This is a genomic window from Pseudomonas koreensis, assembly GCF_036668835.1.
Lineage (GTDB): Bacteria > Pseudomonadota > Gammaproteobacteria > Pseudomonadales > Pseudomonadaceae > Aquipseudomonas > Aquipseudomonas koreensis_I.
In genome coordinates, this window is record NZ_JAZEVW010000001.1 from 950621 (window position 1) to 968275 (window position 17655).

Below are 17655 nucleotides of genomic sequence, written 5' to 3' on the forward strand. Positions count from 1 at the left end.
CCATCAGCTCAGCCCTCCAAGCCAGCCGTCGAGACTTCTGAACGCATCGTTGAAGGTGCGATCGAGTTGCAACGGGGTGATGGACACGTAGCCCTGCATCACCGCATGAAAATCAGTCCCCGGACCGCCGTCTTCGGCATCGCCGGCTGCCGCGATCCAGTACCCGGCCTTGCCGCGCGGATCGACCACTTTCATCGGTGCCGCCGCGCGTGCACGGTGGCCGAGCCGGGTCAGTTGAATGCCACGAATATGGTCAAGGGGCAGATTGGGGATGTTCACGTTGAGTACCGTGCGCGGCGGCAGGTCGAGGCTGGCATGCGCCTCGACCAGTTTGCGCGCGAAGTGGGCCGCTGTCGGCAGATTATCCACCTGGCGTGATACCAGCGAAAAGGCGAACGATGGGCGTTCAAGGAAGCGCCCTTCGAGGGCTGCGGCCACGGTTCCGGAATACAGCACGTCATCGCCGAGGTTGGCGCCGAGGTTGATGCCGGACACCACCATGTCCGCCTCGCGCTCCAGCAAGCCGTTGAGGCCCAGGTGCACGCAGTCGGTCGGCGTACCGTTAAGGCTGATGAAGCCGTTGGCCAGGTATTGCGGGTGCAGCGGACGGTCGAGCGTCAGCGAACTGCTGGCGCCGCTCTTGTCCTGCTCAGGGGCGATAACCACGCACTCGGTGTAATCCGCCAGCGCAGCATAAAGCGCGGCGAGACCGGGTGCAGTTACCCCATCGTCGTTAGAAATCAGAATACGCATGGGCTGTCCGTCTGCCCCACCGGCACCAGATCAACGAGCTCGCGCACCAATACGGTGGCGAAGCATCCGGCCGGGAGGACGAATTCCAGTTGCAGAATGTCAGGCTGGGGATAATGCCACGTCAACCCGCCAATGGGCAGCCGCAGGATGCGCCGTTCGTGGCTCATTCCGGCATTGACCAGCCAATCGCGCAGTTCGGCTTCAGCGTCAGCGATCCCCTGCTCCAGATCATGGACAGCCCCCGACGCCGGCGAGTCACCTTCGCCCCACTGCGGACCGGTCGGGTGCAAATCCAGAATTGCCAGGCGCGGGTCACTGCACTCTGCTTCGCCAGCAGGGAAAAAACTGCGGCTATCGGTGAACGCGAGCAGATCGCCGACCTGGGCTTTCTGCCAGGTGCCGTCGGCCACGCGTGCTGCGAGCACTTTATTGAAGAGAAAACTGCGCGCTGTCGACAGCAGCCGCGAACGCACATTGCGCTGCTCCGGCAATGCCCTGCGCGCCGCCCAGCCACGGGCATCGACGACATTGCCGCCGTCATGACCGAAACGCTGGGCGCCGAAATAATTGGGGATGCCCTGTCTGGCAATCAGTTGCAGACGGTCTTCCAGCGCAGCCTTGTCACCGGCAAACTGAGTCAGCCGCAACGTAAAACCGTTGGCCGAGTGCGCCCCCCGTTGCAGCTTGCGCTTGTGACGGGTGGTCTTGAGAATCTTCAGCGTATCGTTTTCCGCCGCCGACAGATCCGGATCGGCCTTGCCCGGCAATTGCACGCTGAACCACTGACGGGTCAGCGCCTGACGATCCTTGAGGCCGGCATAACTGACGGTGCGCAACGGCACACCCGCCGCCTTTGCGATTCGACGGGCCGCTTCTTCGGTATTCAGACCGCGTTTTTCGACCCAGATCCACAGATGCTCGCCGTCGCCGCTGAAGGGAATGTCGAGCACTTCATCGACCTGGAAATCTTCCGCGATGGCTTTCAGTACCGCCGTGCCGAGGGGCTCGCCATAGGCGCGCGGGCCGAGCAATTGCAGGTCATTCATGCGCGCAGCAACAAGGCAACGGAATGCACGGCGATGCCTTCTTCGCGACCGACAAAGCCGAGCTTTTCGGTGGTAGTAGCTTTGACGTTCACTTGATCGAGCTCAACTTGAAGATCCGCGGCAATCAGCGCGCGCATCGATTCGATATGCGGGGCCATTTTTGGCGCCTGGGCGACGATGGTGTTATCGACGTTGCCGACTTTCCAGCCCTTGGCGTGGATCAACGCAACCACATTACGCAGCAACGCGCGGCTGTCGGCGCCCTTGAATTGCGGGTCGGTGTCAGGGAAGTGCTTGCCTATGTCGCCAAGCGCCGCAGCGCCGAGCAAGGCATCGCTCAAGGCGTGCAGCAGGACGTCACCGTCGGAATGAGCGAGCAGCCCGAAGCCGTGTGCAATGCGCACGCCGCCCAGAGTAATGAAATCGCCTTCAGCGAAACGGTGCACATCGTAGCCGTGGCCAATACGCATAAAAAAAACGCCCCGATTTTTGTCAGGGCGTGATTCTACCTGCTTTGGCGGACATTAGGCGCCTAGAGCGCGTGCGTGATGCTGCAAGTGGTCGTCAATGAAGCTTGAGATGAAGAAATAGCTGTGGTCGTAGCCCGGTTGCAGGCGCAACTCCAGCGGATGCCCCGCTTGTTTTGCTGCGTGTTGCAGGGCTTCGGGCTTGAGCTGCGTGGCAAGGAAATCATCGCGATCGCCTTGATCGACCAGCAGCGGCAGTTTTTCCTTCGCATCGGCAAGCAGTGCGCAGGCGTCCCACTCTTTCCATTTCGAACGGTCTTCTCCCAGATAATTGGAGAAAGCCTTCTGCCCCCACGGGCAATCCATCGGGTTGTTGATCGGCGAAAAGGCTGACACCGATTGATAACGCCCCGGATTGCGTAACGCACAGATCAACGCGCCGTGGCCGCCCATGGAGTGGCCGCTGATGCTGCGTTTATCTGAAGCGGGGAAATGCGCCTCAACCAGCGCAGGCAATTCCTGCACAACGTAGTCATGCATCCGATAGTGCCGCGCCCACGGCTGCTGTGTGGCATTCAGATAGAACCCGGCGCCGAGACCGAAGTCCCAGGCCTTGTCCGCATCGTCCGGCACATCCGGGCCGCGCGGACTGGTGTCCGGTGCGACGATGATCAGACCGAGTTCGGCGGCCATGCGCATGGCGCCGGCCTTTTGCATGAAGTTCTCATCGGTACAGGTCAGGCCCGAGAGCCAGTACAGCACCGGCAGTTTATCGCCCTGCTCCGCCTGCGGCGGCAGATACACGGCAAACACCATGTCGCAATCGAGCACTTCGGAGCGATGGCGATAGCGCTTGTGCCAGCCACCGAAACTCTTCTGACAGGAAATATTCTCCAGACTCAAGGGACTCTCCCCAGCGGCAAGCGGCAAGCTTCCAGCTACAAGAAAGGCACGCTCGCCCTTACTTGCAGCTTGAAGCTTGAAACTTGAAGCTGCTGTTAGAAATGGATGACGGTACGGATGCTCTTGCCTTCGTGCATCAGGTCGAAAGCCTTGTTGATATCTTCCAGCCCCATGGTGTGGGTGATGAAGGTATCCAGCGGGATCTCGCCGCTCTGCGCCATATCGACGTAGCTTGGCAACTCGGTACGACCACGCACGCCGCCGAATGCCGAACCGCGCCAGACGCGGCCGGTCACCAGTTGGAACGGACGGGTAGCGATTTCCTGGCCGGCACCGGCGACGCCGATGATCACCGACTCGCCCCAGCCTTTGTGGCAGCACTCAAGGGCTGCGCGCATCAGTTGTACGTTGCCGATGCACTCGAAGGAGAAGTCGACGCCGCCATCGGTCATGTCGACGATCACTTCCTGGATCGGACGATCGAAGTCTTTCGGATTGACGCAGTCGGTGGCGCCCAGCTGTTTGGCGATTTCGAATTTGGCCGGGTTGATGTCGATGGCGATGATGCGCGCGGCTTTGGCTTTTACCGCGCCGATGACCGCCGAGAGACCGATGCCGCCCAGACCGAAAATGGCCACGGTGTCACCCGGTTTGACCTTGGCCGTGTTGATCACCGCACCAATGCCGGTGGTGACGCCACAGCCCAGCAGGCAGACCTTTTCCAGCGGCGCGTCCTTGGAAATTTTTGCTACGGAGATTTCCGGCAGCACGGTGTATTCCGAGAATGTCGACGTGCCCATGTAGTGGAAAATCGTTTCGCCCTTGTAGGAAAAACGCGAAGTACCATCCGGCATCAAGCCTTTGCCCTGAGTCGCGCGAATCGCCTGACACAGGTTGGTCTTGCCCGACTTGCAGAATTTGCATTGGCCGCATTCCGGGGTGTACAGCGGAATGACGTGATCGCCAACCGCAACCGAGGTCACGCCTTCGCCGATGGCTTCAACGATGGCGCCACCTTCGTGGCCGAGAATCGACGGGAAGATCCCTTCCGGGTCAGCGCCGGACAAGGTGTAAGCGTCGGTGTGGCAAACCCCGGAAGCCACCACGCGGAGCAGTACTTCACCGGCCTTCGGCATGGCGACATCGACTTCTACGATTTCCAGCGGCTTCTTGGCCTCGAAGGCGACGGCGGCGCGCGACTTGATCATGCTGACTCTCCAGTGAATCCATTGAATAAAAAACCAGACAGGCAGTGTAGTTCAGCGCCGCTTGATGAATAATCCGGGCAAAAGCAAAACATTATTGCCATACAGGGATAATCGCGATGTTGGAAAACCGCTGGGAAGGCATTGACGAGTTTGTCGCCGTTGCTGAATGCTGCCAGTTCACCGCTGCCGCCGAACGTCTCGGGGTTTCGTCTTCACATATCAGTCGACAGATCGCACGTCTGGAAGAACGCTTGCAGACGCGCCTGCTCTATCGCAGCACGCGCCGCGTCACCTTGACCGAAGCCGGGCAGACTTTTCTGCAGCATTGCCAGCGTTTGCAGGACGGTCGCGAAGAGGCTTTACGCGCGGTCGGCGATCTGGCCAGCGAACCGAAAGGCATGCTGCGCATGACCTGCGCCGTGGCGTATGGCGAGCGTTTTATCGTGCCGCTGGTGACGCGCTTCATGGCTTTGTATCCGCAGTTGCGCGTTGATATCGAGCTGAGCAATCGTCAACTCGACCTGGTCCATGAAGGCCTGGATCTGGCGATTCGCCTCGGCCGCCTGCAGGATTCGCGATTGGTTGCCACACGGCTGGCGCCCCGGCGCATGTACTTGTGCGCGTCACCGTCCTACCTTGAACGGTATGGTCGGCCACACAGCTTGTCGGAATTGAGCCGGCACAATTGTCTGATCGGCAGTTCGGATATCTGGCAGCTTGAGCAGAACGGCCGGGAATTTTCTCAGCGAGTGCAGGGCAACTGGCGCTGCAACAGTGGCCAGGCGGTACTGGATGCGGCGTTGCAGGGCGTGGGGTTGTGTCAGTTGCCGGATTATTACGTGCTGGAGCATTTGCACAGCGGCGCGCTGATTTCCTTGCTGGAGGCGCATCAGCCGCCAAATACGGCGGTGTGGGCGCTGTATCCGCAGCAGCGACATTTGTCGCCGAAGGTGCGCAAGTTGGTGGATTTTCTTAAGGTTGGGTTGGCTGAACGGCCGGAGTATCAAGAGTGAGTAATGCGTTGCCTGTAAATACCCTATCGCGAGCAGGCTCACTCCTACAGGGGGAACGCATTTCAAATGTAGGAGTGAGCCTGCTCGCGATGGCGGCTCAACAGGCGAAGAAGATCAGCGCCGGTTAGCCCAGCGTTGGCGCAACCACTCCAGATCTTCCGGCCGGGTCACCTTGAGGTTATCCGCCCGCCCCTCTATCAGACGCGGCTTCAATCCCGCCCACTCCATCGCCGAGGCTTCGTCAGTAATCACGGCATCCGCCACCAGGCTATCGGCCAACGCCCGATGCAACGCCCCGAGGCGAAACATCTGCGGCGTGTACGCCTGCCAGATCACGCTGCGATCGACGGTTTCTACCACGCGCCCGGACTTGTCGACGCGCTTGAGCGTGTCGCGCGCCGGCACCGCAAGCAAACCGCCCACCGGGTCATTCGCCAGTTCAGCCAGCAACTTGTCCAGATCGTCCCGGCTCAGATTGGGCCGTGCCGCATCGTGCACCAGCACCCAGTCCTCATCATCGGCGCCCTGCGCATGCAAATGCAGCAAGGCGTTGAGCACCGAAGCGGAACGCTCGGCGCCGCCGTCGACGCGCTGAATGCGCGGATCGCTGACGCACGTCAGGTTCGGCCAGTAAGGATCGTCAACCGCAAGACTGACCACCAGCCCCTTGAGGCTCGGGTGATCGAGGAAACAGCCGAGGCTGTGTTCGAGAATTGTGCGCCCGCCCAATTGCAGGTATTGCTTGGGACGGTCAGCGGCCATCCGGGCACCAACGCCCGCGGCAGGAATCACGGCCCAGAAGGCCGGCAAGGAATCGATCATTGGGCCAGTTGGTAAAGGGTTTCACCGTCCTTGACCATGCCCAGTTCGTGACGAGCCCGCTCTTCAACGGTCTCCATGCCTTTTTTCAACTCGCTGACTTCAGCGTCCATCACACGGTTGCGCTCCAGCAAACCTTCGTTCTCGGCATGTTGGTCAGCAATCTGCTGCTTCAGCTCGGCGACCTGCGCCAGACTGCCGTTGCCCACCCACAGGCGGTACTGCAGACCGGCCAGCAGCAAGAGCAAAACGAGAAACAACCAGTAAGGACTGCGCATCGAATATCAGGTATCCAGTGAAAAAAGACCGCCACGCGAAAACTTCAAGCATCTGATAGCACGAAGCCTGGAAAGATCCAGGCTTGTGCTTTCAAGGCATCAGATTAGTGGCAAATCCATCGCTGTCACGACTTTTTCGACACAATCCGGTGTCCTTCCATCAGTTTGTACTTAGCCGCGGAACTCGCTGCGACCGTTGTACTTGGCCTTGCCGTTCAACTGCTCTTCGATACGCAGCAGTTGGTTGTACTTCGATACGCGGTCGGAACGGCACAGCGAACCGGTCTTGATCTGGCCAGCCGAGGTGCCCACCGCCAGGTCGGCAATGGTCGAATCTTCGGTTTCGCCCGAACGGTGCGAGATTACCGCGGTGTAACCGGCTGCCTTGGCCATCTGGATGGCTTCCAGGGTTTCGGTCAGGGTGCCGATCTGGTTGAACTTGATCAGGATCGAGTTGGCGATCTTTTTATCGATGCCTTCCTTGAGGATCTTGGTGTTGGTCACAAACAGATCGTCGCCTACCAGCTGAGTCTTCTCGCCGATCTTGTCGGTGAGGATTTTCCAGCCAGCCCAGTCGGACTCGTCCAGACCGTCTTCGATCGAGATGATCGGATAACGCTCGGTCAGGCCTTTGAGGTAGTCAGCAAACCCTTCAGCGGTGAACACCTGGCCTTCGCCGGACAGGTTGTACTTGCCGTCTTCGTAGAATTCGCTCGCCGCGCAGTCCAGCGCCAGAGTCACGTCGGTGCCCAGCTTGTAACCGGCATTGGCCACGGCTTCGGAGATCACTTTCAGCGCGTCTTCGTTGGATGCCAGGTTCGGTGCGAAACCGCCTTCGTCGCCCACCGCAGTGCTCAGGCCACGGGCCTTCAGCACAGCTTTCAAGTGATGGAAGATCTCGGTACCCATGCGCAGGCCTTCCGAGAACGACTTGGCGCCAACCGGCTGCACCATGAATTCCTGGATATCGACGTTGTTATCGGCGTGCTCGCCACCGTTGATGATGTTCATCATCGGCACTGGCATCGAGTAAACACCCGGGGTGCCGTTGAGGTTGGCGATGTGAGCGTACAGCGGCAGATCCTGATCCTGCGCAGCCGCCTTGGCCGCAGCCAGCGATACCGCGAGGATGGCGTTGGCGCCCAGGGTTGCCTTGTTTTCGGTACCGTCGAGCTTGATCATCGCGTGGTCAAGGGCTTTCTGGTCGCTTGGGTCGGTGCCCAGCAGCAGATCGCGGATCGGACCGTTGATGTTGGCTACCGCCTTGAGCACGCCCTTGCCCAGGTAACGGCTCTTGTCGCCATCACGCAGCTCGAGTGCTTCACGCGAGCCAGTGGATGCACCGGACGGCGCGCAAGCGCTGCCGATGATGCCGTTGTCGAGAAGCACGTCCGCTTCCACGGTGGGATTGCCACGGGAGTCGAGAACTTCACGACCTTTGATGTCGACGATTTTTGCCATTGTTGTAAACACTCCAAAGTTGACGAAAACGACGCAGCTAGAGGAAATCTTCAATCGTCGGCAAGCGAAGTACAGCGGGCAGACTTGCAGACGACAACGCTCATGCCCGAGGGCATGAGCGACAAATCGTGCGGTACTTTACCGGAGAAATGAGTCTTACGCGGTTTCTACCGTCGGAAAACTCTTCACCAGTTCGTCCAAGGCTTTGAGCTGGGCCAGAAATGGCTCCAGTTTGTCCAGACGCAAGGCGCAAGGGCCGTCGCATTTGGCGTTGTCCGGATCCGGGTGCGCTTCAAGGAACAGACCTGCCAGCGACTGGCTCATGCCGGCCTTGGCCAGATCGGTGACCTGGGCGCGGCGACCGCCGGCGGAGTCGGAACGACCGCCAGGCATTTGCAGCGAATGGGTCACGTCGAAGAATACCGGGTACTCGAACTGCTTCATGATGCCGAAGCCGAGCATGTCGACCACGAGGTTGTTGTAGCCGAAGCTCGAACCACGCTCGCAGAGAATCAGTTGATCGTTACCCGCTTCCACGCACTTGTTCAGGATGTGTTTCATTTCCTGAGGCGCGAGGAACTGGGCTTTCTTGATGTTGATCACGGCGTTGGTCTTGGCCATCGCGACAACCAGATCGGTCTGGCGCGACAGGAAGGCCGGCAGCTGAATGATGTCGCAGACCTCAGCGACGACCGCGGCCTGGTCAGGCTCGTGGACGTCGGTGATGATCGGCACGCCGAAGGCTTGCTTGATGTCCTGGAAGATGCGCATGCCTTCTTCCAGGCCAGGACCGCGATAGGAGGTCACAGAAGACCGGTTGGCCTTGTCGAAACTGGCCTTGAACACGTAAGGGATACCGAGTTTTTCGGTGACCTTCACATACTCTTCGCAAACCTGCATGGCCATGTCACGGCTTTCGAGCACGTTCATGCCGCCGAACAGCACCATGGGTTTGTCGTTGGCAATCTCGATGTCGCCGACGCGGATGATCTTCTGTGCCATCGGGGTTACGCCTTCTTCTGGTGTTGAGCCAACGCGGCCTTGACGAAACCGCTGAACAGCGGGTGGCCATCGCGTGGTGTCGAGGTGAACTCAGGGTGGAACTGGCAAGCAACGAACCACGGATGGTCAGCCGCTTCAACCACTTCAACCAGCGCCGCATCAGCGGAGCGACCGGAAATTTTCAGGCCGGCTTCGATCAGCTGTGGCAGCAGGTTGTTGTTCACTTCGTAACGGTGACGGTGACGCTCGACGATCACGTCCTTGCCGTAGCAGTCGTGGACTTTGGAGCCTGGCTCAAGCAGGCAGTCCTGAGCGCCGAGACGCATGGTGCCGCCCAGATCGGACGCTTCGGTACGCACTTCGACGGCGCCGGTTGCGTCTTCCCACTCGGTGATCAGACCGACAACCGGGTGGCCGCTGGCGCGATCGAACTCGGTGGAGTTGGCGTCTTTCCAGCCCATCACGTTACGGGCAAATTCGATGACCGCCACTTGCATGCCGAGGCAGATGCCGAGGTAAGGCACCTTGTTTTCCCGAGCGTACTGAACGGCAGTGATCTTGCCTTCCACGCCGCGCAGGCCGAAGCCGCCCGGTACGAGGATCGCGTCGACACCTTCGAGCAGCGCAGTGCCCTGGTTTTCGATGTCTTCGGAATCGATGTAACGCAGGTTGACCTTGGTGCGGTTGCTGATGCCGGCATGGCTCATCGCTTCGATCAGCGACTTGTAGGCATCGAGCAGTTCCATGTACTTGCCGACCATGGCGATGGTCACTTCGTGTTCCGGGTTCAGCTTGGCATCGACCACCGCGTCCCACTCGGACAGATCGGCGCTGCCGCATTGCAGACCGAAACGTTCGACGACGAAATCGTCCAGACCCTGCGAATGCAGGATGCCCGGAATCTTGTAGATGGTGTCGGCGTCTTCCAGCGCGATCACCGCACGTTCTTCAACGTTGGTGAACTGGGCGATCTTGCGACGCGACGAGATGTCGATCGGGTGATCGGAACGGCACACCAGCACGTCTGGCTGCAGGCCGATCGAACGCAGTTCCTTGACGGAGTGCTGGGTTGGCTTGGTCTTGGTTTCGCCGGCAGTGGCGATGTACGGCACCAGCGTCAGGTGCATCAGCATCGCGCGCTTGGCACCGACTTCGAAACGCAACTGGCGGATCGCTTCGAGGAACGGTTGCGACTCGATGTCACCAACGGTGCCGCCGATCTCGACCATCGCCACGTCGGCGTCACCGGCACCCTTGATGATGCGGCGCTTGATTTCGTCGGTGATGTGCGGGATCACCTGGATGGTTGCACCCAGGTAGTCACCACGGCGCTCTTTGCGCAGCACGTGCTCGTAGACACGACCGGTGGTGAAGTTGTTGTTCTGGGTCATGGTCGTGCGGATGAACCGCTCGTAGTGACCCAGGTCCAGGTCGGTCTCGGCGCCGTCGTGAGTGACGAACACTTCACCGTGCTGGAACGGGCTCATGGTGCCTGGATCGACGTTGATGTACGGATCCAGCTTCAGCATGGTGACCTTAAGCCCCCGCGCCTCCAGGATAGCCGCCAATGAAGCCGAGGCAATGCCTTTCCCCAATGAAGAAACAACACCGCCCGTGACGAATATGTAGCGCGTCATGAAAAACCCTAGAAGTCTGCGTTAAAGCGGAACGAGCCGCCGGGGAAAGCGAAGGAAGGCCGAAGCCCCCGATCACCTGCATTAATCACAGTGCACCTTTCAAAAAAACCGCCGCGTTGGGACAGACCGGCAGGTGAAACACCGGTACGTTGCTCGCTACACATTTTTTGGAATCGCCCAGCAAAGACTGCTTGGTAATCGGCAACTCCTGCAATTCAGGCGAATCCACAGAAGTTGTATCAAGAAGGGAGCGTAGTCTACCGGAATGCTCCTTTCAGCTCAAACCTTGATCTTCATCGCTTGGCCGCCATTGCAATTTCCAGCCACCTTGCGCCGGGCCGTCGAGCCCCGGCAGGTTCGCCACCGCGAGCAGTTCATCGCCGCGAAACAGCAGCGGCAATCTGCCACGGACAAAACCCGGCATGCCGCGCTCATTGAGCAAGCGCTTGAGATCACGATGGCCGCGCTCGGCGATCTGCATGACCTCCCCGCCCTGACGATAAGCAATGCGCAACGGCCCGGAAGGCGCCGCCCCGTCGAACAGAACACGGCCGTTATCGGCCAAGCGTAGCGTCATGGACGGGGTCTGCCAGTCGGCGCCGATCGCTGGCGCGCGCAACCATTCGCCACTCAGCCACCACACCCGCCCGACACTGCGGTGCAGCTCGCCATCGGCCAGACGCCAGACAGGTGAGGCGTCGGTAGCGGCCCCGCACAGATCGCTCCAACCCGACCAATGGTCGGCATCCGGCAAGCGCGTGAGCGGTTCGAGCCAATGGCTGAGAACATTGCGCTGACGTGCCGCAGATAGCGCGGCCAGCGGCGGCATCTCCAGCGACGGCAGTCCCAGCCATGCAAAATCATGCGCGGTGCCAGCCTGCGCCAGATCCATCTGCGCCAGCTCATCGAGCAAACCCTGCGCCTCACGCAGGTGCGCAGCGCTGCGGGCCATGTTCGACTGCGCCTGTGGCCAGCGTTCGGTCAGCGTCGGCATGACTTGATGGCGTAGATAATTGCGTGAGAAATGCCGATCCTGATTCGACGGATCTTCGATCCAGGTCAGCTCATGGGCTTTGGCGTACGCCTCCAGCTCGGCCCGCGGAACATCCAGCAACGGACGAACCAGCATCCCCTGCCCCACGCGGCGTTGCGCAGGAATGCCTGACAAACCGCGCACACCGGCACCGCGCATCAACCGGAACAACAACGTTTCTGCCTGATCATCGCGATGTTGCCCTGTCAGCAGCACGTCACCGGCCTGCGTCAGCGCATTGAACACCGCGTAACGCGCGTCCCGCGCCGCTCGCTCCAGGCTTGCGCCCGGCTGCACCTTCACCCGTTCGATGATCAACGGCACTCCCAGCGCACCGCAGACGGCCTGACAATGTTGCGGCCACGCATCGGCCGCAGTCTGGAGGCCGTGATGGATGTGGATGGCGCTGAGCGCAGGCAGGGATTCGGTTTTCACCAGAGTGGCGAGCAGATGCAGGAGGACGGTGGAGTCGAGACCACCGGAGAAAGCGATGCGCCAGTGAGCGGCGTCGCGCCAGGGCTTGAGGTTCAGTAATAGCCGGGATGGCAAATCAGTTGAGCGCTCACCCACTTTTTTATCCTCGCCGCAAATCAAATGTGGGAGCGAGCTTGCTCGCGAAAGCGGATTAACATTCAACATTTTCGTCGTCTGTTATAACGCATTCGCGAGCAAGCTCGCTCCCACAGTGTTTTGCATTGTCAGCCGAATCGGCGTTCGGTTAGAGACCGTAGCTCATCAGTCGATCATAACGGCGCTTGAGCAGCGCTTCGTTATCGAACTTCTTCAGCATCGCCAGTTGCGAGCTCAGCTCGGCTCGGATCGATGCAGCGGCAGCGGCCGGGTCACGGTGCGCGCCGCCCAGCGGCTCGCCGATCACCTTGTCGACGATGCCCAGGCCTTTCAGACGCTCGGCGGTGATGCCCATGGCTTCAGCGGCATCCGGCGCCTTTTCGGCGGTTTTCCACAGGATCGACGCGCAACCTTCCGGCGAGATCACCGCGTAGGTCGAGTACTGCAGCATGTTCAGTTGATCGCAGACACCGATCGCCAGCGCACCACCGGAACCACCCTCACCGATGACGGTGGCGATGATCGGGGTTTTCAGGCGCGACATTACGCGCAGGTTCCAGGCGATGGCTTCGCTCTGGTTGCGCTCTTCGGCGTCGATTCCCGGGTAGGCGCCCGGGGTGTCGATGAAAGTCAGGATTGGCATCTTGAAGCGTTCGGCCATTTCCATCAGACGGCAGGCCTTGCGATAACCTTCCGGACGCGGCATGCCGAAGTTGCGGCGAACCTTCTCGCGCACTTCACGGCCCTTCTGGTGGCCGATGATCATCACCGGCTGGTCTTCCAGACGGGCGATACCGCCGACAATCGCGGCGTCGTCAGAGAAGTGGCGGTCGCCGTGCAGTTCGTCGAACTCGGTGAAGATGTGCTCGATGTAGTCGAGGGTGTAAGGGCGTTTCGGGTGACGCGCCAGGCGTGCGATCTGCCAGCTGGTCAATTTGCCGAAGATGTCTTCGGTGAGCGTTTTGCTCTTGTCCTGCAGGCGGGAGATCTCATCGCCGATATTCAGCGAATTGTCATTACCGACCAAGCGCAACTCTTCGATCTTGGCTTGCAGGTCGGCGATCGGCTGTTCGAAATCTAGAAAATTCGGGTTCATAGGCGTCCGTCTTGGGTCGTGTCCCAAATGAGCTTGGGCCGGCCGGTTGTCTATTCGCGCCCTACCTTAAGGGAGAGGCGCGCTAAGGTCGAGATTAAAAATCCAGGTTGCGGGCGAGCGCAGTGATGGCACTCGCCGGTCAACGGTATTGGAGGAAGACGTTGTCTCGCCCGAACTGGTCACGCAGGGCTTGAATCAACGCATCCGCCGGGTCGATCCGCCAGGTCTCGCCGAACTGCAGCAAGGTCTTCGCATCTGTACTTGTGTATTCCATGGTGATCGGGCACGCGCCGCGATGACGCTTGAGCAGATCACCCAGCCAGCGTAGCTGATCACCTTTCAGATCCTGGGTCTGCAGTTTCAGGCGAAGGCTCTCGGCGAGGTTGGTGCGCGCATCTTCCATGCTCATCACCCGCTTGACCCGCAGGCGCAGGCCGCCGGAGAAATCGTCGTTGCTGACTTCGCCTTCGACCACCACCATCGCGTCGGTCTGCAACAGCGATTGCGCGGAATGGAACGCATCGGCGAACAGCGACGCCTCGATCCGTCCGGAACGGTCGTCGAGGGTGATGAAGCCCATCTTGTCGCCTTTTTTGTTTTTCATTACCCGCAGGGCAATGATCATCCCCGCCACAGTCTGGGTGTCGCGGGCCGGCTTCAGATCGATGATGCGCTGACGGGCGAAACGGCGGATCTCACCTTCGTATTCGTCGATCGGGTGACCGGTCAGGTACAGGCCCAGGGTGTCTTTTTCACCTTTGAGACGTTCCTTGAGGGTCAGATCCTTGGCCTTGCGATGGGACGCGTAAACGTCAGCATCTGCTTCAACGAACAAACCGCCAAACAGGTCGGCGTGCCCCGAGTCGTGGGTGCGCGCGGTCTGCTCGGCCGCCTTGATCGCCTCCTCCATCGCCGCCAGCAGCACGGCGCGGTTGCGGTCGATATTGGCTTGATAAGCCTTTTGCTCGTCGTGGAAATACGGGCCGAGGCGATCCAGCGCACCGCTGCGGATCAAACCGTCGAGGGTACGTTTGTTGATGCGTTTGAGGTCGACACGCGCGCAGAAGTCGAACAGATCCTTGAAAGGACCGGCCTGACGCGCCTCGGTGATCGCTTCAACCGGGCCTTCACCGACGCCTTTGATCGCGCCGAGGCCATAAACGATGCGGCCGTCGTCGTTCACCGTGAACTTGAACTCCGAGGTGTTCACGTCCGGCGCGTCGAGGCGCAGCTTCATCGTGCGCACTTCCTCGATCAAGGTCACGACCTTGTCGGTGTTGTGCATGTCCGCCGAAAGTACCGCGGCCATGAACGGCGCCGGGTAATGCGCTTTCAGCCAGGCCGTCTGATACGACACCAGACCGTAAGCAGCGGAGTGGGATTTGTTGAAGCCGTAACCGGCAAATTTTTCTACCAGGTCGAAAATGTTCCCTGCAAGGTCGGCATCGATGCCGTTGGTGGCGCAACCCTCGATGAAACCGCCACGCTGCTTGGCCATTTCTTCGGGCTTTTTCTTACCCATGGCCCGGCGCAGCATGTCCGCACCGCCGAGGGTGTAACCGGCCATGACCTGTGCAATCTGCATCACCTGTTCCTGATACAGGATGATGCCGTAAGTCGGCGCGAGTACCGGCTTGAGGCCTTCGTACTGGTAGTCCGAGTGCGGATACGCCAGCTCGGCGCGGCCGTGCTTACGGTTGATGAAGTCATCCACCATGCCAGACTGCAGCGGGCCCGGACGGAACAGTGCCACCAGTGCGATCAAGTCTTCCAGGCAGTCGGGCTTGAGCTTTTTGATCAGCTCTTTCATGCCGCGCGATTCAAGCTGGAACACTGCGGTGGTTTCGGCTTTTTGCAGCAGGCTGTAGGTCGGCTTGTCGTCGAGCGGGATAAACGCGATATCCAGCGGCGGCTCGTTGACCTTGGCGCGGTCACGGTTGATGGTTTTCAGCGCCCAGTCGATGATCGTCAGGGTTCGCAGGCCGAGGAAGTCGAACTTCACCAGACCGGCCGCCTCTACGTCATCCTTGTCGAACTGGGTCACCAGACCGTCACCGGCCTCGTCGCAATAGATCGGCGAGAAGTCGGTCAGCTTGGTCGGGGCGATCACCACACCACCGGCGTGCTTGCCGACGTTACGCACCACACCTTCGAGCTTGCGCGCCATCTCCCAGATTTCCGCCGCCTCTTCATCGACCTTGATGAAGTCACGCAGAATTTCTTCCTGCTCGTAGGCTTTTTCCAGGGTCATGCCGACTTCGAACGGAATCATCTTCGACAGACGATCCGCCAGCCCGTAGGACTTGCCCTGCACCCGCGCCACGTCACGCACCACAGCCTTGGCGGCCATGGAACCGAAGGTGATGATCTGGCTTACGGCGTTGCGGCCGTACTTTTCGGCCACGTAATCGATCACCCGGTCACGACCGTCCATGCAGAAGTCGACGTCGAAGTCGGGCATCGAAACCCGTTCCGGGTTAAGGAAACGTTCGAACAGCAGGTCGTATTCCAGCGGGTCGAGGTCGGTGATCTTCTGTACATAGGCCACCAGCGAACCGGCACCCGATCCACGGCCGGGACCGACCGGTACGCCGTTGTTCTTGGCCCACTGGATAAAGTCCATCACGATCAGGAAATACCCGGGGAAGCCCATCTGGATGATGATATCCAGCTCGAAATTCAAGCGGTCGACGTAGACCTGACGCTTGGCTTCGTAGTCTTCGGTGGTGTCTTTGGGCAGCAGCACCGCAAGGCGTTCTTCGAGACCGTCGAAGGAGACCTTGCGGAAGTACTCATCGATGGTCATGCCATCGGGGATCGGGAAGTTGGGCAGGAAGTGCGTGCCCAGCTTGACTTCGATGTTGCAGCGCTTGGCGATCTCGACGGTGTTTTCGATCGCGTCGGGAATATCGCTGAACAGCTCGAGCATTTCCTCGGCGCTTTTGAGGTATTGCTGATCGCTGTAATTCTTCGAGCGCCGCGGATCGTCGAGGGCGCGGCCCTCACCGATGCACACGCGGGTTTCGTGGGCGGCGAAGTCTTCCTGCTTGATGAAACGCACATCGTTGGTCGCCACCAGCGGCGCACCGAGCTTGTCGGCCAGCGCCACGGCGCCGTGCAACTGTTCTTCGTCGTTGGGACGGTTGGTGCGCTGGATTTCCAGATAGAAACGGTCCGGGAACACCGCCATCCACTCACGCGTCAGCGTCTCGGCTTCGGCCGGGTTGCCGCCGATCAGCGCCATGCCGATCTCGCCTTCTTTGGCCGCGGACAACATGATCAGGCCTTCACTGGCTTCGGCGACCCACTGGCGCTCAACAATGATCATGCCGTTGCGCTGGCCTTCGATGAAGCCGCGCGAGATCAGCTCGGTGAGGTTGCGGTAGCCCTTGGCGTTCATCACCAGCAGGCTGATCCGGCTCAGCGGTCCGTCCGGATCCTTGTTCGACAGCCACAGGTCGGCGCCGCAGATCGGCTTGATTCCGGCGCCCATGGTGTTTTTATAGAATTTGACCAGGGAACACATGTTGTTCTGGTCGGTGACCGCGACCGCCGGCATGTTCAGGGCCGTGAGCGCCTTGACCAGCGGCTTGATCCGCACCAGCCCGTCGACCAGGGAGTATTCAGTGTGCAGGCGTAGATGAACGAATGAAGCCGGCATAGTGATCCTGTCCAGTTACATAGAGACAACGAGGCCCGGATTGTACCGGGCCTCGAATAAAACATCAGCCTTGCGCCTAAACCTGCGTAAGCACTTCCCGCGCCTCGTAAGCCAGGCGCACCGGGGCGAACGAGCGCCGGTGAATCGGGGTCGGCCCCAGACGCGACAGCGCTTCCAGATGAACGGGCGTCGGGTAGCCTTTATGGCCGCCGATGCCGTAACCCGGATAGATCAACTCGAAAGCAGCCATTTCGCGGTCGCGGCTGACCTTGGCCAGAATCGACGCGGCAGCAATCGCCGGAACCTTGCCGTCGCCCTGCACCACCGCTTCGGAACGCATTGGCAAGTGCGGGCAGCGGTTGCCGTCGATCATCGCCAGTTTCGGCTGGATGTGCAGGCCGGCCACCGCGCGCTGCATGGCCAGCATGGTCGCGTGGAGAATGTTCAGCTCATCGATTTCTTCGACTTCGGCGCGGGCGATGCACCAGCTCAGGGCTTTCTCGCAGATTTCGTCGTAGAGCTTCTCACGCTTGGCTTCGGTGAGCTTCTTCGAGTCATCAAGACCGAGAATCGGCCGGTTCGGATCGAGGATCACCGCCGCCGTCACCACCGCACCGCACAACGGGCCGCGACCGACTTCATCGACCCCGGCCACCAGTTCTTCGACTTCGGCGACGAGGGTGAAATCCAGGCCCATCTGCATGCTTG

General features: G+C 60.1%; 15 protein-coding genes. 1 reads left to right on the forward strand and 14 read right to left on the reverse strand.

Going from position 1 to position 17655, the window contains the following annotated elements; genetic code table 11:
• Window positions 1-3 precede the first annotated feature (3 nt).
• The 5 genes from surE to V6F91_RS04360 form a co-directional block, all read right to left on the reverse strand.
• Window positions 4-753 (reverse strand): 5'/3'-nucleotidase SurE, encoded by a 750-nt coding sequence (gene surE / locus V6F91_RS04340; protein WP_090282021.1) that lies wholly within the window; start codon window positions 751-753, stop codon window positions 4-6.
• Window positions 741-1799, reverse strand: a complete 1059-nt coding sequence (truD, locus tag V6F91_RS04345) for a tRNA pseudouridine(13) synthase TruD (RefSeq protein WP_332762613.1) — start codon at window positions 1797-1799, stop codon at window positions 741-743. Before truD ends, surE begins: the two co-directional genes overlap by 13 nt.
• Window positions 1796-2269, reverse strand: coding sequence for a 2-C-methyl-D-erythritol 2,4-cyclodiphosphate synthase (gene ispF / locus V6F91_RS04350; RefSeq protein ID WP_332762615.1), 474 nt, complete (start codon window positions 2267-2269; stop codon window positions 1796-1798). Before ispF ends, truD begins: the two co-directional genes overlap by 4 nt.
• A gap of 54 nt (window positions 2270-2323) precedes the next feature.
• Window positions 2324-3169 carry an S-formylglutathione hydrolase gene (gene fghA, locus V6F91_RS04355; RefSeq protein ID WP_332762617.1) on the reverse strand — a complete coding sequence of 282 codons (846 nt, stop codon included), beginning with the start codon at window positions 3167-3169 and terminating at the stop codon, window positions 2324-2326.
• Between the two features lie 95 nt (window positions 3170-3264).
• Window positions 3265-4377 carry an S-(hydroxymethyl)glutathione dehydrogenase/class III alcohol dehydrogenase gene (locus tag V6F91_RS04360; protein WP_203420942.1) on the reverse strand — a complete coding sequence of 371 codons (1113 nt, stop codon included), beginning with the start codon at window positions 4375-4377 and terminating at the stop codon, window positions 3265-3267.
• A gap of 116 nt (window positions 4378-4493) precedes the next feature.
• Between V6F91_RS04360 and V6F91_RS04365 the strand changes: the two genes are divergently transcribed.
• Window positions 4494-5390 (forward strand): LysR substrate-binding domain-containing protein, encoded by an 897-nt coding sequence (locus V6F91_RS04365; RefSeq protein ID WP_332762619.1) that lies wholly within the window; start codon window positions 4494-4496, stop codon window positions 5388-5390.
• A 114-nt stretch (window positions 5391-5504) separates the two neighbouring features.
• Here V6F91_RS04365 and ispD read toward each other — a convergent pair whose 3' ends face one another.
• The 9 genes from ispD to rnhB all read right to left on the reverse strand — a co-directional run bounded on the left by ispD (window position 5505) and on the right by rnhB (window position 17650).
• Window positions 5505-6212 (reverse strand): 2-C-methyl-D-erythritol 4-phosphate cytidylyltransferase, encoded by a 708-nt coding sequence (gene ispD, locus V6F91_RS04370; RefSeq protein ID WP_332762621.1) that lies wholly within the window; start codon window positions 6210-6212, stop codon window positions 5505-5507.
• Window positions 6209-6487: a cell division protein FtsB gene (gene ftsB / locus V6F91_RS04375; protein WP_007964293.1), complete on the reverse strand. Its 279-nt coding sequence runs from the start codon at window positions 6485-6487 to the stop codon at window positions 6209-6211. Before ftsB ends, ispD begins: the two co-directional genes overlap by 4 nt.
• Window positions 6488-6658: 171 nt before the next feature.
• Window positions 6659-7948, reverse strand: coding sequence for a phosphopyruvate hydratase (gene eno / locus V6F91_RS04380; protein ID WP_093436567.1), 1290 nt, complete (start codon window positions 7946-7948; stop codon window positions 6659-6661).
• Window positions 7949-8104: 156 nt separating this feature from the next.
• Window positions 8105-8950 (reverse strand): 3-deoxy-8-phosphooctulonate synthase, encoded by an 846-nt coding sequence (gene kdsA / locus V6F91_RS04385; RefSeq protein ID WP_007954807.1) that lies wholly within the window; start codon window positions 8948-8950, stop codon window positions 8105-8107.
• Between the two features lie 5 nt (window positions 8951-8955).
• Window positions 8956-10587: a CTP synthase gene (locus V6F91_RS04390; protein ID WP_208938532.1), complete on the reverse strand. Its 1632-nt coding sequence runs from the start codon at window positions 10585-10587 to the stop codon at window positions 8956-8958.
• 274 nt (window positions 10588-10861) lie between these two features.
• Window positions 10862-12190 (reverse strand): tRNA lysidine(34) synthetase TilS, encoded by a 1329-nt coding sequence (tilS, locus tag V6F91_RS04395; RefSeq protein WP_332762629.1) that lies wholly within the window; start codon window positions 12188-12190, stop codon window positions 10862-10864.
• Between the two features lie 148 nt (window positions 12191-12338).
• Window positions 12339-13286 carry an acetyl-CoA carboxylase carboxyltransferase subunit alpha gene (locus tag V6F91_RS04400; protein WP_038357918.1) on the reverse strand — a complete coding sequence of 316 codons (948 nt, stop codon included), beginning with the start codon at window positions 13284-13286 and terminating at the stop codon, window positions 12339-12341.
• Between the two features lie 139 nt (window positions 13287-13425).
• Window positions 13426-16947 (reverse strand): DNA polymerase III subunit alpha, encoded by a 3522-nt coding sequence (gene dnaE / locus V6F91_RS04405; RefSeq protein ID WP_332762633.1) that lies wholly within the window; start codon window positions 16945-16947, stop codon window positions 13426-13428.
• 76 nt (window positions 16948-17023) lie between these two features.
• Window positions 17024-17650, reverse strand: coding sequence for a ribonuclease HII (gene rnhB / locus V6F91_RS04410; protein WP_332762872.1), 627 nt, complete (start codon window positions 17648-17650; stop codon window positions 17024-17026).
• Between the last annotated feature and the right edge of the window lie 5 nt (window positions 17651-17655).

Bases quoted from the DNA above. Each gene is read 5' to 3' on its own strand.
- V6F91_RS04390 (WP_208938532.1), bottom strand. From the start codon at position 10,587: ATGACGCGCTACATATTCGTCACGGGCGGTGTTGTTTCTTCATTGGGG.
- dnaE (WP_332762633.1), bottom strand. From the start codon at position 16,947: ATGCCGGCTTCATTCGTTCATCTACGCCTGCACACTGAATACTCCCTG.
- rnhB (WP_332762872.1), bottom strand. From the start codon at position 17,650: ATGCAGATGGGCCTGGATTTCACCCTCGTCGCCGAAGTCGAAGAACTG.
- truD (WP_332762613.1), bottom strand. From the start codon at position 1,799: ATGAATGACCTGCAATTGCTCGGCCCGCGCGCCTATGGCGAGCCCCTC.
- ispF (WP_332762615.1), bottom strand. From the start codon at position 2,269: ATGCGTATTGGCCACGGCTACGATGTGCACCGTTTCGCTGAAGGCGAT.
- eno (WP_093436567.1), bottom strand. From the start codon at position 7,948: ATGGCAAAAATCGTCGACATCAAAGGTCGTGAAGTTCTCGACTCCCGT.
- V6F91_RS04360 (WP_203420942.1), bottom strand. From the start codon at position 4,377: ATGATCAAGTCGCGCGCCGCCGTCGCCTTCGAGGCCAAGAAGCCGCTG.
- surE (WP_090282021.1), bottom strand. From the start codon at position 753: ATGCGTATTCTGATTTCTAACGACGATGGGGTAACTGCACCCGGTCTC.
- kdsA (WP_007954807.1), bottom strand. From the start codon at position 8,950: ATGGCACAGAAGATCATCCGCGTCGGCGACATCGAGATTGCCAACGAC.
- ispD (WP_332762621.1), bottom strand. From the start codon at position 6,212: ATGATCGATTCCTTGCCGGCCTTCTGGGCCGTGATTCCTGCCGCGGGC.
- V6F91_RS04400 (WP_038357918.1), bottom strand. From the start codon at position 13,286: ATGAACCCGAATTTTCTAGATTTCGAACAGCCGATCGCCGACCTGCAA.
- V6F91_RS04365 (WP_332762619.1), top strand. From the start codon at position 4,494: ATGTTGGAAAACCGCTGGGAAGGCATTGACGAGTTTGTCGCCGTTGCT.
- ftsB (WP_007964293.1), bottom strand. From the start codon at position 6,487: ATGCGCAGTCCTTACTGGTTGTTTCTCGTTTTGCTCTTGCTGCTGGCC.